This window comes from Aeromonas sp. R5-4, from assembly GCF_040908215.1.
Lineage (GTDB): Bacteria > Pseudomonadota > Gammaproteobacteria > Enterobacterales > Aeromonadaceae > Aeromonas > Aeromonas veronii.
The window spans coordinates 171,477-187,192 of the sequence record NZ_JBFODG010000026.1 but is presented as its reverse complement, the minus strand read 5'-3'; the positions used below and the strand labels follow the sequence as shown (position 1 = coordinate 187,192).

12 protein-coding genes are annotated in these 15,716 nt (G+C 60.8%); 10 read left to right on the top strand and 2 right to left on the bottom strand.

The window, feature by feature from the left end; translation table 11 throughout:
* The first annotated feature begins 73 nt into the window (after positions 1–73).
* From ygfM to xdhC, 8 genes are all read left to right on the top strand, one after another.
* Positions 74–850 carry a molybdopterin-dependent oxidoreductase FAD-binding subunit gene (ygfM, locus tag AB5Y83_RS13315; RefSeq protein WP_368175318.1) on the top strand — a complete coding sequence of 259 codons (777 nt, stop codon included), beginning with the start codon at positions 74–76 and terminating at the stop codon, positions 848–850.
* The gene (locus AB5Y83_RS13310; RefSeq protein ID WP_368175317.1) at positions 847–3,744 is read left to right on the top strand and encodes a molybdopterin-dependent oxidoreductase Mo/Fe-S-binding subunit; all 2,898 of its coding nucleotides are present in this window, start codon (positions 847–849) and stop codon (positions 3,742–3,744) included. Before ygfM ends, AB5Y83_RS13310 begins: the two co-directional genes overlap by 4 nt.
* Before the next feature lie 95 nt (positions 3,745–3,839).
* Complete coding sequence (locus tag AB5Y83_RS13305; protein ID WP_335818476.1) at positions 3,840–5,363, top strand: nucleobase:cation symporter-2 family protein; 1,524 nt, start codon at positions 3,840–3,842, stop codon at positions 5,361–5,363.
* A gap of 52 nt (positions 5,364–5,415) precedes the next feature.
* Positions 5,416–6,732 carry a guanine deaminase gene (guaD, locus tag AB5Y83_RS13300; protein WP_335818477.1) on the top strand — a complete coding sequence of 439 codons (1,317 nt, stop codon included), beginning with the start codon at positions 5,416–5,418 and terminating at the stop codon, positions 6,730–6,732.
* A 397-nt stretch (positions 6,733–7,129) separates the two neighbouring features.
* Positions 7,130–8,431 (top strand): NCS2 family permease, encoded by a 1,302-nt coding sequence (locus AB5Y83_RS13295; protein ID WP_180343373.1) that lies wholly within the window; start codon positions 7,130–7,132, stop codon positions 8,429–8,431.
* 365 nt (positions 8,432–8,796) lie between these two features.
* Entirely contained in the window at positions 8,797–11,115 is a 2,319-nt protein-coding gene (gene xdhA / locus AB5Y83_RS13290; RefSeq protein WP_368175316.1) for a xanthine dehydrogenase molybdenum-binding subunit XdhA, read from the top strand.
* On the top strand, positions 11,108–11,986 hold the full coding sequence (gene xdhB / locus AB5Y83_RS13285; protein WP_368175315.1) for a xanthine dehydrogenase FAD-binding subunit XdhB: 879 nt from the start codon (positions 11,108–11,110) through the stop codon (positions 11,984–11,986). The genes xdhA and xdhB overlap by 8 nt, the downstream gene beginning before the upstream one ends.
* On the top strand, positions 11,983–12,468 hold the full coding sequence (gene xdhC, locus AB5Y83_RS13280; RefSeq protein ID WP_005345665.1) for a xanthine dehydrogenase iron sulfur-binding subunit XdhC: 486 nt from the start codon (positions 11,983–11,985) through the stop codon (positions 12,466–12,468). Before xdhB ends, xdhC begins: the two co-directional genes overlap by 4 nt.
* Positions 12,469–12,585: 117 nt before the next feature.
* Here the strand turns inward: xdhC and AB5Y83_RS13275 are convergent, their stop codons facing one another.
* Positions 12,586–13,125, bottom strand: coding sequence for a glycine zipper 2TM domain-containing protein (locus tag AB5Y83_RS13275; protein WP_368175314.1), 540 nt, complete (start codon positions 13,123–13,125; stop codon positions 12,586–12,588).
* Between AB5Y83_RS13275 and AB5Y83_RS13270 the strand changes: the two genes are divergently transcribed.
* Complete coding sequence (locus AB5Y83_RS13270) at positions 13,112–13,372, top strand: hypothetical protein (RefSeq protein ID WP_368175313.1); 261 nt, start codon at positions 13,112–13,114, stop codon at positions 13,370–13,372. The two genes, AB5Y83_RS13275 and AB5Y83_RS13270, sit on opposite strands and share 14 nt — an antisense overlap.
* A 256-nt stretch (positions 13,373–13,628) precedes the next feature.
* The gene (locus AB5Y83_RS13265) at positions 13,629–13,817 is read left to right on the top strand and encodes a hypothetical protein (RefSeq protein ID WP_216950834.1); all 189 of its coding nucleotides are present in this window, start codon (positions 13,629–13,631) and stop codon (positions 13,815–13,817) included.
* A gap of 62 nt (positions 13,818–13,879) precedes the next feature.
* On the opposite strand, the gene AB5Y83_RS13260 is transcribed toward AB5Y83_RS13265, so the two are convergent.
* On the bottom strand, positions 13,880–15,406 hold the full coding sequence (locus tag AB5Y83_RS13260) for a YfcC family protein (protein WP_201946452.1): 1,527 nt from the start codon (positions 15,404–15,406) through the stop codon (positions 13,880–13,882).
* Between the last annotated feature and the right edge of the window lie 310 nt (positions 15,407–15,716).

Sequence of the window (15,716 nt, the reverse complement as noted above, 5' to 3'; positions counted from 1 at the left end):
CTCTGCACTTTTGGACCGGATTGCCCGCCCTGTGGATTTTCCCGGCGGCGGGCAGCAAGAGTAAGGACGACACATGATTGAGCAATTCTTCCGACCCGAGCAACTGGGTCAGGCTTTGGAACTCAAGGCCCGCTTCGGCAACGACGCCGTCTACATGGGGGGCGGCAGCAAGCTCAACGCCGCCCCGACCCGCACCGACAAGAAGGTCGCCATCTCGCTGGACAAGCTCGGGCTTGGCCAGATTGAACAGCAGCACGGTCAACTCCACATCGGCGCTACCGTTACCCTGCAAGCCTTGAAAGACGACCCCCGTACCCCGGCCGCCCTGTGCGACGCGCTGGGGTTTGTCTACTCCCGCCATCTGCGCAATCAGGCCACCCTCGGCGGCGAAATTGCCTGCCAGCAGCAGGACTCCCCGCTGCTGCCGGTACTGCTGGTGCTCGAAGCCGTGGTGGTGCTGGAGAACAACCTGCTGCAACCCATCGACGCCTATCTGGCGGGTCAGCGCAAGGCGCTGGTGTTGGGGGTGGTGCTGCCGGAGCCCGCGCTGCGTTGTGCTACTCGCCGCATCAGCCGCAACGCCGATGGTCTGGCGGTGATGACCGCCGCCGTGGCCCTCGATGCCCTTGGTGAGATGCGGGTCGCCGTTGCTGGTGTTACGCCGCAGCCGATGCGCCTGCGTGACGTGGAGCGCCGCGATCTGCACGACGCCGCGCTGGAGGCGGCCGTGAGCGAGCTGGTTGCACCGCGCGAAGATCTCGGCGGCAGCGTGACCTACAAGCGCTATATCAGCGGGGTAGTGGTGGCGGATCTGCTGGTGGAGTGCCAGCAGCAGGAGGTACAGGCATGATGGAACTCAACTTCACACTGAACGGTGCCCTGCGCACCGTCATCACCCCGGCTGGCGAGAATGCTCAGCGGGTGCTGTTCAACCAGTGCCGGATGCACTCGGTGCGCAACAGCGACGACGGCTTTGGCTTTGCCGGCTCCGACGCCATCCTCTTCAACGGCAAGGTGATCAACGCCTCTCTGCTGATCGCCGCCCAGCTGGATGGATCAGAGGTGCGCACCGCCGAGTCGCTGGGTAGCTGGAACCAGCTCAGTCTGGTGCAGCAGGCGATGGTGGATGTGGGGGTGGTGCAGTCCGGCTACAACGATCCGGCAGCCGCGCTGATTGTCACCGACCTGCTTGATCGTCATCCCGAGCCCAGCCGTGCTCAAATCGACGACGCGCTCTCTGGCCTGTTTCACCGCGATGGCGGCTACCAGCAGTTCTATCAGGCTGTCGAGCTTGCCAGTTCACGGATGAAGGATCCCGATTACCTGTGCCAGATTGCCCCCGAGTTTCGCGACGATCTGCGCCACATCGGCAAGAGCTGCCCGAAAGTGGACGCCGCCAAGATGGTACAGGCCAAGCCCTGCTACGTGGAGGATCGGGTCACCGAGGATGCGCTGGTCATCAAGATGCTGCGCAGCCCCCATCCCCATGCGGTGATCACCAAACTCGACGTGAGCCGCGCCGAAGCCATGCCGGGCGTTGTGCATGTCATCACCCACCTCAACTGCCCCGATATCTACTACACCCCAGGTGGCCAGAGTGCGCCCGAGCCGTCACCGCTCGATCGCCGCATGTTTGGCCGCAAGCTGCGTCACGTAGGTGACCGGGTGGCCGCCGTGGTGGCCGAGAGCGAAGCGGTCGCGCTGGCGGCCCTCAAACTCATCGAGGTCGAGTATCAGGTGCTGCCAGCGGTCATGAATATCGATGAGGCGATGGCTCCCAACGCACCGCTGGTACACGACGAGCCCATTGTCTACATGGCCGGTGCGCCTGCGGATCTGGAACAGCAGAACGCCTGCTCGGTACGTCGCGGCGACGAGCACATGATCATCAACTTCCCCATCGGCTCCCGCCCGCACGAGAACCTGGCCGCAAGCGTCCATGGCCAGATCGGTGATGTGGCCAAAGGGTTTGCCGAGGCGGACGAGATTGTCGAGCGCACCTACGAATCGACCCAGGCCCAGCAGTGCCCGACCGAGCCGCACATCTGCTTCACCTATATGGATGGGGAGCGTCTGGTCATTCACGCCTCTACTCAGGTGCCGTGGCACGTGCGCCGTCAGGTGGCGCGTATCGTCGGCCTCAAGCAACATCAGGTGCACGTGATCAAGGAGCGGGTAGGGGGCGGTTTTGGCTCCAAGCAGGATATCCTGCTGGAAGAGGTGTGCGCCTGGGCGACCAAGGTCACCGGCCGTCCCGTCACTTTCCGATACACCCGTGAAGAGGAGTTCATCAGCAACACCTCCCGCCACGTGGCCAAGGTGAAGGTGAAAGTGGGGGCCAAAAAAGATGGCACCATCACCGCCATCGACATGGATTTTCGCGCCAACACCGGCCCTTACGGCAACCACTCATTGACGGTGCCGAGCAACGGCCCGGCGCTCTCCCTGCCGCTCTATCCGTGCGACAACGTGCGCTTTACCGTCAACACCTACTACAGCAACATCTGCCCGACCGGCGCCTATCAGGGTTATGGCGCGCCCAAGGGCAACTTCGCCCTGACCATGGCCATTGCCGAGCTGGCCGAGAAACTGGGGATCGATCAGCTCGACATGGTGGAGCACAACCGGGTGCACGAAGGGGATATCCTCAAGGTGCTGGGTGCCATCGGCGAGGGCAAGATGCCGACCTCGGTGCCCCACGCCGCCAGCTGTGCTCTTGAGCCCATCCTCAAGCAGGGTCGCGAGCTGATTGCCTGGGACAGCCCCAAACCCGCCGACGGGGATTGGCGCATCGGTCGTGGCGTCGCCATCATCATGCAAAAATCGGGGATCCCCGATATCGATCAGGCCAACTGCATGGTTAAACTGGAATCGGACGGCACCTTTATCGTCCACTCCGGTGGCGCCGATATCGGTACCGGCCTCGATACCGTGGTGGCCAAGCTGACCGCCGAGGTGCTCGGTTGCCCGCTCAGCGATGTGCATGTCATCTCCGGCGACACCGACCACGCCCTGTTCGACAAGGGGGCCTACGCCTCGTCCGGTACCTGCTTCTCCGGCAATGCGGCCAAGATGGCGGCCGAGAACCTCAAGGCTAAGATCCTGTTCCACGGCGCCGCCATGCTGGGCGAGCCGGTGGAGGATGTGGAGCTGGTTCACCCGGGGATCGTGCGCGGCAAGCAGGGGGAGGTGAGCCTCGCCAAGCTGGCCCACAAGGCGGAGACTGGTACCGGCTTCGGCATTCTGGTGGGCACCGCCAGCTACATCACCTCTGAGCTCGCCTTCCCGTATGGCGCCAACTTCGCCGAGGTGGCGGTCAACGTCAGAACCGGCGAGATCCGCCTCGACAAGTTCTACGCCCTGCTCGACTGCGGTACTCCCATCAACCCGGAGCTGGCCCTCGGCCAGATCTACGGGGCGACCATGCGGGCCATCGGCCACACCATGACCGAGGAGATCTGCTATGACAGCAAGGGCATTCCGCTCACCCGGGATCTCAAGAGCTATGGCGCGCCCAAGATTGGCGACATTCCGCGCGATTTTCGGGCCTTCCTGGTACCGAGTGATGACAAGGTCGGCCCTTACGGCGCCAAGTCCATCTCGGAGATCGGGGTGAACGGCGCGGCGCCTGCCATCGCCACCGCCATCCACGACGCCTGCGGTGTCTGGCTGCGCAAGTGGCACTTCACGCCGGAGCAGATCCTGCGCGAACTGGGCAAGCTGGAGCAAAAAGTGTCGGCATAACAAAAGAAAAGGTGAGGGGCGGGCGCCAGCTCGCCCCCAGCGCCTGACGGCGGAATGAGTACTCCGCCTACATTCTGTGTGATGGGACAAACACGATGTCTAAAACAACACGCAAGCACTCGGATCTCATTTACGAGCTGGAAGACAAACCCCCGTTTTATCAAACCCTGATGGGTGCAGTGACCCATCTGCTGGCCATTTTTGTTCCCATGGTAACCCCGGCGCTGATCGTTGGCGGCGCCCTGGGCCTCTCCACCGAGATCACCGCCTATCTGGTCTCCATGGCGATGATCGCCTCCGGTATCGGCACCTGGTTGCAGGTGAACCGTTATGGCCCCATCGGTTCGGGGCTGCTCTCCATCCAGTCGGTCAACTTCTCCTTCGTCACCGTGATGATCGCACTCGGCGGCGCCATGAAAAAAGATGGCATCCACGAGGAGCTGATCGTCTCGACCCTGCTCGGGGTCTCCTTCGTCGGTGCCTTTTTGGTAATGGGCTCCTCCTTCGTGCTGCCCTACCTCAAGCGGGTGATCACCCCGACCGTGAGCGGGGTAGTGGTGCTGATGATTGGCCTGAGCCTTATCAAGGTGGGGATCATCGACTTTGGCGGCGGCTTCTCCGCCATGAGCAGCGGCACCTTTGGCAAATACGAGAACATCGGGCTGGGGCTCTTGGTGCTCTGCGTCATCGTCGCCTTCAACTGCAGCCGAAGCCCGCTGCTGCGGATGAGCGGGATCGCCATCGGCCTGCTGGTGGGCTATGCGGTGGCCCTGATGCTCGGCATGGTGGATTTTTCCGCCCTTGAGAACTTGCCACTTATTACGGTGCCTATCCCGTTCAAGTACGGTTTCTCCTTCGATTTTCACGCCTTTATGCTGGCGGGCACCATCTATCTGTTGAGCGTGCTGGAGGCGGTGGGGGACATCACCGCCACCGCCATGGTCTCCCACCGGGATATTCAGGGGCCAGAGTTTCAAAAGCGGCTCTCCGGCGGCGTGCTGGCTGATGGGTTGGTGTCGGTCATTGCCTCTGCCCTCGGCTCTTTGCCGCTCACCACCTTTGCCCAGAACAACGGGGTGATCCAGATGACCGGGGTGGCCTCACGCCATGTGGGCAAGTTTATTGCCGTCATTCTGGTGTTGTTGGGGCTCTTCCCGGTGGTGGGGCGCTTCTTTACCACCATACCGTCACCTGTGATGGGGGGCGCCATGGTCATCATGTTCTCCATGATTGCCATCGCCGGTGGTCGCATCATCATCAGCCACGGTTTCGATCGGCGGGAGACCCTGATTGTCGCCACTTCGCTGGGTCTTGGGCTCGGGGTCTCCTATGACCCGAACGTCTTCAAGGTGCTGCCGGCGGGTATCTACATGCTGGTGGAGAACCCCATCTGCGCCGGCGGCATCACCGCCATCATCATGAATCTGGTGCTGCCGCAAAGCCGCAAGCGCAAGGCGGCCGTCAGGGATGCCGAGGCGGTGGAGGTGATCCAGCTGAGTGACAAGCCGGATGTGATCTTTACCGCCCGCAGTGCGGGCCAGCCATCGGCCAGCAAGGGGGAGGGTTCACCAGAGCCAGTGCCCGGGCAGGCGGTGGCGCCACAAGTGGAACGGGTCTGACGGTTAAACCGGCAAAAAACGTCAACAGAACAAGAAAAACAGGGAAACGGTTATGAAAAATGACAACTCTGTCAAAGCGGTACGCGGCAGCTTCTTCGATATCACCCGGGTGGTGGATCAGCCCGAGGAGATTGAGTCCAACGCGCGCCTTATCGAGGATGGCCTGCTGATCATTCGCAACGGCTGCATCGACTGGTTTGGTGAGTGGGAGGAGGGCAAGGATCGCATTCCGACCGAAGTGCGGGTGCGCGATTATCGCGGCAAGATGATAGTGCCGGGCTTTGTCGATACCCACATTCACTACCCCCAGAGCGAGATGGTGGGGGCCTATGGCGAGCAGTTGCTGGAGTGGCTCAACCGCCACACCTTCCCGGCCGAGCGGCGCTACAACGATCTCGAATATGCCCGCGAGATGTCCACCTTCTTTATCAAGCAGCTGCTGCGAAACGGCACCACCACGGCGCTGGTGTTCGGGACCGTGCACCCCGAGTCGGTAGACGCCCTGTTCGAGGCGGCCAGCCGCATCAATATGCGGATGATCGCCGGCAAGGTAATGATGGATCGCAATGCGCCCGATTATCTGCTCGATACCGCGCAGAGCAGTTATGTGCAGAGCAAGCAGCTTATCGAGCGCTGGCACGGCAATGGTCGCCTGCTCTATGCCATCACACCACGATTTGCACCCACCTCGACACCCGAGCAGCTGGCGATGGCGCGGCGACTGCGCGAAGAGTTTCCCACCACCTATCTGCACACCCATCTGTGCGAGAACAAGGACGAGATCGCCTGGGTAAAATCCCTCTTCCCGGCGCACAAGGGTTATCTCGATGTCTATCACCAGCATGGGCTTACCGGCCACAACTGCGTCTTTGCCCACTGCGTCCATCTGGAAGAGCAGGAGTGGGATTGCCTGAAGGAGACCGGCTCCACCATCGCGTTTTGTCCCACCTCGAATCTTTATCTCGGCAGTGGTCTGTTCAAGTTGCACAAGGCGTGGCGCAAGCAGGTGAAGGTGGGGATGGGCACCGACATCGGCGCCGGCACCACCTTCAACATGCTGCAGACCCTCAACGAGGCTTACAAGGTGATGCAACTACAGGGCGAGCGGCTATCGGCCTATCAGGCCTTCTATCTGGCCACCCTGGGCGGCGCCCATTCGCTGGGGCTGGACGAGAAGATCGGCAGCTTTGCGGTGGGCAAGGAGGCGGACTTCGTGGTGCTCGACCCGGTCGCCACCCCGCTGCAGCAGCTGCGTTATGACAACTCCACCACCCTGCGGGACAAGCTCTTTGTGTTGCTGACCCTGGGGGATGACAGATCCATCTACCGCACCTATGTGGATGGCCAACTGGTGCATGAACGGGGGTAGGGGCTGGAGTGGGCTGCCGCGGCGCAGCCCCAACGAATACGGCGGCTGGCGTGCCCCACAGGTGCGCCAGTCTTGCCGCACGACAGGGGATCTCCCCGCATAGAACGTGAAATGGCCCGGTTTTTTTGACCAGCAAGGCAAACGTTTGAGTCAAGGCTGCCTGCCCTGGTCTGTCTGTCGCATCCTCTGCCACCATCGCCTGTTTCTCATCAGACTGGCGCTCGGCAGACCCGCAGATCCTGTCGCCATTTCGTCATGGAATATTCAGGCGAGTGTGAAGGAGTTGGGTATGACCCAAGCAAACAGCAGGACAAACAGCGTGGAACAGCTGGCCAATGATGACGCCAGCCAGAGCGCACCAAAGCAACAGCCGCTAACGGCTCTTGATCGCTACTTTATGATCAGCGAGCGGGGCAGCAACGTCAGACAGGAGGTGCTGGCGGGCCTCACCACCTTCCTTGCCATGGTCTACTCGGTGATCGTGGTGCCGAGCATGCTCGGCAAGGCGGGCTTTCCTCCCGGCGCCGTGTTTGTCGCCACCTGTCTGGTGGCGGGGTTCGGTTCGCTCTTGATGGGGCTCTGGGCCAAGTTGCCGATGGCCATCGGCTGCGCTATTTCTCTCACGGCGTTTACTGCATTCAGTCTGGTGCTGGGGCAGCAGATCCCCATTCCGGTGGCGTTGGGCGCCGTCTTCCTGATGGGGGTGCTGTTTACCGCCATCTCGGTGACCGGGGTGCGTAGCTGGATCCTCGACAACCTGCCGATGGGAATTGCCCACGGTACCGGCATCGGGATTGGTCTCTTCTTGCTGCTTATCGCCGCCAACGGGGTGGGGCTGGTGATCAAGAACCCGCTGGAGGGGCTGCCGGTGGCGCTGGGGGCCTTCACCTCCATGCCGGTAATCATGTCCCTGATCGGCCTTGCGGTGATCTTCGGGCTGGAGAAGCTGAGAGTACCGGGGGGGATCTTGCTGGTGATTATCGCCATCTCAATCTTCGGCCTGATTTTCGATCCGGCGGTGAAGTATCAGGGGCTGTTCGCCCTGCCGAGCCTCTCGGACGATCAGGGCAAGTCCCTCATCTTCAGCCTGGATATCATGGGGGCCCTCTCGCCGCTGGTGCTGCCCAGCGTGCTGGCGCTGGTGATGACAGCGGTATTCGATGCCACCGGCACCATCCGCGCCGTGGCGGGGCAGGCCAACCTGCTCGATAAGGATGGTCACATCATCAACAGCGGCAAGGCACTCAGTGCCGACTCGGTCAGCAGCATCTTCTCCAGTCTGGTGGGGGCGGCCCCGGCTGCCGTCTATATCGAATCGGCCGCGGGCACGGCGGCGGGGGGCAAAACCGGCCTCACCGCGACCGTGGTCGGTGGCCTGTTCCTGCTGATGCTGTTCCTCTCGCCGCTCTCCTATCTGGTGCCCGCCTATGCCACCGCGCCAGCCCTGATGTATGTGGGGCTCTTGATGCTGAGCAACGTCACCAAACTCGATTTCGATGACTTTGTCGGGGCCATGTCCGGGCTGGTGTGCGCGGTATTTATTGTGCTCACCTGCAATATCGTCACCGGCATCATGCTCGGCTTCAGCTCGCTGGTGATCGGCCGCATCTGCTCGAAGGAGTGGCACAAGCTCAACGTCGGCACCGTGGTCATCGCCCTGGCGCTGGTGCTCTTTTATGCTGGGGGGTGGGCTATTTAGGGATAACCCGCCCGTTTGGGGTCGCACTGGCGGCCCCATTTTTATATCTGCGGCGCTCTGATCGTCAACGTTGGTTACCATGCCTTAGCCGCTGGTGCCATCGCGATACCATTTTGATAAATCCTCCTACCAGATTGATAGGCTCCCACCCTTGCTCTCCTCGCTCTGCCGTTTTTTTCACCGCAAATGTGCCCCGTTTGCTCAGGGGCTGCCCTTGGCTTGTCGTTGCGAGCCAACAAAAGCGGGCTAGATGGGATCCCCTTCACACTTCTCCCCATTGTCCTGACGATGGCGGGAATCAGGCGCATATCTTGCTGTTTTTTATACCGGTTCCAGATTTTTCCCTTCGAAAAAAGGACTTGCATATGTCCATAGGATTACCGCTCAAGCGGGTGGATGCCGAGGCCAAGGTGACCGGCAGCGCCCGCTATACCGATGACAACATCATGCTCGGGATGCGCCACGCCAAGTACGTGCGAAGCAATATTGCCCACGGCAAGGTGCTTGCCATCGATGCGATCGAGGCACTGGCCCTGCATGGGGTCGAAGCCGTGTTTACCCATGAGGATGTGCCCACCACCTGTTTTCGCACCGCCGGTCACGCCTGGTCCCTCGATGAGGCGAAACGGGATGTGAAAGACCGGCGTCTGCTCACCGACCATGTACGCCACTTTGGCGATGGGGTCGCCATAGTCGTAGCCCGTGATCCGCTGGTGGCCGAGAAGGCTGCCGCGCTGGTCAAGGTGACTTACGAGCCGCTGCCGGTGATGACAGATGCCCAAAGCGCGCTGGCCGATGATGCCTATCCCATTCATCCGAGTGGTAATCTGCTGCGCCAAAGCCAGCTTCGTGCTAATGACCCGGAGCATGCTATCGCTGCGGCCGATCTGCAGTTTCAGGGGCACTACCGGACGCCGGTGGTGCAGCACTGCCATCTGGAGACGGTGACCTGTTACGCCTACATGGATCAACCGGACCACATCATAGTGGTCAGCAGTACCCAGATCCCCCAGATAGTGCGCAGCCGGGTGGCCAAATCCCTCGGCCTGCCCTGGTCCAGCGTGCGGGTGATCAAGCCCTACATGGGCGGCGGCTTTGGCAACAAGCAGGATGTGCTGGAAGAGCCGATGGCGGCGTTTCTGAGCTACAAGCTTGGCGGTGTGCCGGTCAAGGTTACCTTGAGCCGGGAGGAGTGCTTCTTTGCTTCCCGCACCCGCCATGGTTTTGCCATCGATGGCACCCTCGGTATCAACCGGGATGGCACCCTCAGGGGGTATCAGCTCGACGTGCTCTCCAACACTGGCGGCTATGCCTCTCACGGCCACTCCATCGCCAGCGCAGGGGCCAACAAGATCAGCTACCTCTATCCGCGCAGTGCCTTTGGCTACGACGCCAAAACCTTCTACAGCAACCTGCCCACCGCCGGTGCCATGCGCGGTTACGGCGCGCCGCAGGTGGTGTTTGCCCTTGAATGCATGCTGGATGATGCCTGCGCCGAGCTGGGGCTAGACCCGCTTGCGGTGCGGATCGCCAACGTGGCCCGCGAGGGGGATGTCAATCAGGTCAACCAGAAGACCATCTACAGTGCGGGCTTGCCCGAGTGTCTGCGCCGGGGTGGCGAGCAGTTCCAGTGGGAACGGCTCAAGGCCGAGTGTCTGGCGCAGGATCCTGCAAGTCGGGTGCGGCGCGGCATCGGGGTGGCGTGCTTTAGCTACGGCTCCAACACCTACCCGGTGGGGGTCGAAATTGCCGGTGCCCGCATGCTGCTCAATCAGGATGGCACCGTCAATCTGCAGATCGGCGCTACCGAGATAGGGCAGGGGTCGGATACCGTCTTTGCCCAGATGGCGGCCCAGACTTTAGGCATTCCATTTGATCAGATCCGGGTCATTTCGACTCAGGATACCGACATTACCGCCTACGATCCGGGCTCGTTCGCCTCGCGCCAGAGCTATGTGGCAGCCCCTGCCATTCATCAGGCGGCGCTGCAACTGCGGGCCCGCATTTTGTCGCTGGCAGCCCAGCTCTGCCATCAGGATGTGGGATCGCTGACCCTGATCGACGGCTACGTGGTGCTGGCCGGTGCGCCGGACAAGGTGCTGATCAGCGTCGCCGAGGTATCGGTCAACGCCTACTACCATCTCACCATCGGCGGCCAGATCACCTCGGAAGTCTCCCACAAGACCACCACCAATCCGCCGAGTTTTGGCTGCACCTTTGTCGATCTCAGCGTCGATATCGATCTCTGCAAGGTGACCATCAATCGCATCCTCAACTTGCACGATGCGGGCAAGATCCTCAACCCGCAGTTGGCAGAGGGGCAGGTGCATGGCGGCATGGGGATGGGGATCGGCTGGTCGCTGTTCGAGGAGATGATCATCGACGCCAAGAGCGGCGTGGTGCGCAACCCCAACCTGCTCGACTACAAGTTTCCCACCATGCTGGATTTGCCGGAGCTTGAGTGCGATTTCGTGCAGACCTACGAGCCCCAGTCGGTCTATGGCCACAAATCCCTGGGGGAACCGCCCATCATCTCGCCGGGCCCGGCCATCCGTAACGCCATTCGCATGGCGACCGGGGTGGCCATCAACGAGCTGCCCATCACCCCCAAGACCCTGTTCCGGGAGTTTGTCGCCGCGGGTTTGATTGGCGAGGGAGCAGGGGAGGAGCAACACCATGTTTGATATTGCCCGTTATTACAAGGCGCACAGTGTGGCCGAGGCGGTTGCCCTGCGTCAGGCCGACCCCGAGGCGCGCCTGTTGGCCGGTGGCACCGATGTGATGATCCAGCTCCATCACCTCAACGCCGCCTATCGCCATATCGTCGATATTCACGACTTGCCCGAGCTCAAAGGGGTGAGCGAGCTGGCCGACGGCTCTATTCGCATCGGCTCCGGTACCACCTTTACCGAGCTCATCGAAAATGAGCTGGTGCAGCGCCGCCTGCCAATGCTGGCCGAAGCCGCTGCCACCATCGCCGGTCCGCAAATCCGCAACGTCGCCACCTATGGCGGCAACATCTGCAACGGCGCCACCAGTGCCGACTCGGCGGCGCCTACCGTCGCGCTAGAGGCTGAGCTGGAAATCGCCGGGCCCAATGGTACGCGCCGCATCCCCATCGCCGGATTTCATACCGGCCCCGGCAAGGTGGCGCTGCAACCGGCGGAGATCCTGGTGGCGTTTCACTTTGCGCCGGATTCTCACCCTCATGTGGGCTCCCACTACTTCAAGTACGCCATGCGCGATGCCATGGATATCGCCACCATCGGTTGTGCCGCCTACTGCCAGATTGAGGATGGTCACTTCAAGACTCTGCGGCTGGCCTATGGGGTGGCGGCACCGACACCGGTGCGCACGCCTCACGCGGAAGCCGCGGCCGAGGGCCAACCCCTGACTCGCGCTACACTGGCAGCGATTGCCGAGGCGGTGGTAGCCGATGTGGCGCCGCGATCCTCCTGGCGGGCAGAGAAGGAGTTTCGCCTGCACCTTATCAAAACCCTGGCGCAGCGGGTGGTCGCCTGCGCAGTCGAACGTGCCGGAGGCAAGATCCTATGATGCAACCGCAAAGCTGTCCTGCTGTGGAGATCCAGTGCGAGATCAACGGCAAACCATACTCCTATGCGGTGTCGCCCACCATGTCGCTGCTCCACTTCCTGCGCGGGCAGGGGCTTATCAGTGTGAAAGAGGGGTGCAGTGTCGGTGAGTGCGGCGCCTGTACCGTGCGGGTGAATGGCACTGCCATCGACAGCTGCCTCTATCTGGCGGTCTGGGCCGATGGCAAATCCATTCGCACCGTGGAGGGGGAGCGCAAAGGCAATGAGCTTTCCGATGTGCAGCAGGCCTTTATTGACGAGGGGGCGGTACAGTGCGGTTTTTGCACTCCCGGGCTGGTGATGGCGAGCGCCGCCCTGCTCGACAAGACCGAGCGCCGTCCGCTGACCGATGCGGAGATCCGCCGCGGTCTGTCGGGCAACCTCTGCCGCTGTACCGGTTATCAGAACGTGGTACGGGCGGTGAAGAAGTGCTGCAAAGGGTGATAGTTCGGGTGCCTTGAGTGGTGCGTGCCGTTGTTTGAAAAAAGGAAATCAAGCCGCCCAAAAACACAGGCCCGCCTCGAAAGAGGCGGGCCTGCTGCTGAGTGGGGTCAGGAGAAATCACACTTTTGGCTGGTCGATCACCAATTTGCCATCTTTGACCGGAATGGTGGCGCCCGGGGCTTGCTTCATGCGGATCACCCCCTCCTGACCGGCGAGGCGATAGGTCACGTCATAACCAATGGTGTTGACGCTCTTATCCTGCACGGTTTTGCAGCGCTGCTCGGTGGTGGTGTAGGTATCGCCCGCCTGCATATTGCCCTGCACCTGATTACCGGCATAACCCCCCGCGACGGCCCCTGCAGCAGTGGCCACCTTCTTGCCGCTGCCGCCGCCAAACTGGTGGCCAACCACGCCGCCCAGTGCCGCACCCACCACTGTGCCGAGGATCTTGTGCTCATCCTGTACCGGCTTGCGGTGAGTCACGGTGACGTTGTGACACTCCTGTCGGGGAGTCTTGATGGTCTCGGTGATCGGCTTGCTGGCGATCACCTCGGCAAAGGTGGGCTGGGGTGTAAAGAGAGAGCCGCTGGCCGCCGCCGAGAGCGCCAGGGCCGAGGCGATGCCAATACCGATACCTGCCATCATGGATCTGTTCATCTTGTTGTTCTCCTGCATACCCATCCGGGCTGTTCCAATCTGGCGCCATCTTGTCACAACCGGTTGGCTGGACAAGGCGAGGGGGATGGGCCTGCGACAGGCGCTGGCAAGGTCAAAAAACAGCCACCATGAAAAAGTGTCTGGCTTTGGCGACAACGGACTAAAAGTGACCAGTTTCCGGCACATGGCGGGCTTTGCCAGTGTGATAAGGAGCAATTCGGGTCGCAATTTGCAAGGCGGGCGGTGAGCAGAATGCCAGAGTGGCAAGGCGTTGGCGGTGGCAGGTCAAGGGATAGGTTTTGAACGGGCGCGCTGTTCTTTGAGATGGCCACGTAAGTGGTTGATAAATGGCTCCAGCCCCATCGGATGTTGGCCGATAAGAGATCACGGCAAGCATTTTGCTTTGATTGAGTGAAGCAAAGGGTGAACGGGTCGGCAGACAACTGCGTAAGACCTGATATGAAGATGTTCACCCGAGATCACCGGATCAACGAGGGGGAGATATGTCAATGTTACCCAGCTGGATCACCCCGGCCATCCAGGCCAACATCATCACGGTGCAGCAGGCCGAACGTCTGCTCTCATCCCTCTACCAGCCCCTTGCCGAGCAGGGAGAGGAGCTTCCCGCCGATATCGCCGACATCAGCCTTAAACTCTACTGCTTTCGCCAGCAGGGGCGGGTGCGTCACTAAGGCTGACAAAAGAACACCCCGCGCCAGGCTCGGGGTGTTGTCACTCATGTATCACAGACCTATCAGGCCAACATCACTTGCGCCACCAGCATCAGGGCGCCAAATCCCAGCACAAAGCCCACCATGGGCAGGACGAACTTGACCCACTTGTTGAACTGGATGCCGAGCATCTGCAGGGTGACCAGCACCAGTCCGGTGGGGGCCAGAAACAACATGGCGTATTGTCCCCAGTTGTAGGCCGACACCACGATATAGCGGGGGATCATCACAGTATCTGCCAGCGGTGCCATGATGGGCATGGAGAGCACTGCGAGCCCCGAGGAGGAGGGTACCACCAGCCCCAAGAGGGTGAACACCAGCATCTGTGCCACCGCGAACACGGCGCCATGCATGCCGGAGACCAGATCGGAGGCGTAGGCCAGAATGGTGTCCGAGATCATCCCCTGATCCAGCACCAGATTGACCCCCCGTGCCAGTCCGATGATGAGGGAGACCGCCACCAGCTCCGACGCCCCCTGAGTAAAGGCTTCGACCGCCTCTTTCTCTTTGAGACCCGAGATAAAAATGATGATGATGGCGATGGTCAGGAAGGAGGCCGCCATCTGCGGAAACCACCAACCGGCCATGGAGACGCCCCACACCATCAGCGGGAAGGCGAGGATAAACAGGGTCAGAATGATCTTGCGGCGCAGGGTGAAGGGCACCCCTTCGTCCATAGAGCCCTCTTTGAGAAAACGGGCGCGAAAACTCTCTCTGTCCTCATAGGTGTAGGAGAAGGCCGGGTTGGCCTTGATCTTCTTGCAGTACCAGTAGAGATAACTGATCACTACCAGGGTGCCCACCAGACAGCCAATAGCGCGAAAGATCAGCCCCTCGGTAAAGGGAATGCCGGCGGCATTGGAGGCGATCACCACCGAGAAGGGATTGATGGTGGAGAAGGTGGTGCCCATGGAGGCGGCGAGGAAGATGGCCCCTACGCAGACGATGGAGTCATAGCCGAGCGCCAGAAAGATGGGCACCAGTATGGGGTAGAAGGCGACCGCCTCTTCCTCCAGTCCGCAGGTGGTGCCTCCCAGCGCCATTACGAAGCAGACCAGCGCCACAAACAGGAACTCGTTGCCCCGGGTCTTGCGCGACAACGCCACCAGCCCTGCACTGAAGGCACCTGTCTTGTTGATGACGCCGATCAGCCCCCCGAGCACCAGAATAAAGACGATGATATCCGCCCCCTCGATGGTGCCCTTGACCATGCTGACCGCCACGTCACCGAACCCCTTGGGCGCTTGCTCCAATCGGGCATAGGTGCCGGGAATGGCGATGGGCTTGCGGATGGTGCCGTTGGTAAATTGCTCTACCGCGATATTGATATTGAGTTTTGCCAGGGCATCCTGGGTTGCGGGAAGTCGGCTTATTTCCCCTTGTGGGCTATTGACCATCAGGCTTTCACTGGCTGGATTATAAGAGAGCTTGGCATAGGCGCCCGCCGGAATTATCCAGGTCAGTGCAATGGCCAGTAACATAATAAGAAACAGAATGGTAAATGCAGTAGGGAATTGTCTGCGTGGTGTGGTATTCGGCACGGCACACATAAAATGCTCCTTGATAAAGCAGGTTTGGGCTCGGCGGAATATCGGGTCGATAGGGTTTCTGCGTCATACATCCAAGGTACGCAAACCCACTGTGGATTGCGTAGTGATTGGCGAGAAATCTGGCCTGATATTGAACATCCGGTAGATTGTTTCACGTTGTAACCGTAACCCGTGCGTGGCTGGATGAACATGGCGCCATGCTCGCTTTATGGGATGGCTCACAGAATTTATTTGTCATGGATTTAACAGCTGATATGAAATAAAAGTTATTATGCAATAACTATTTCAGTTTTCGCTTAACGTGGCTTGT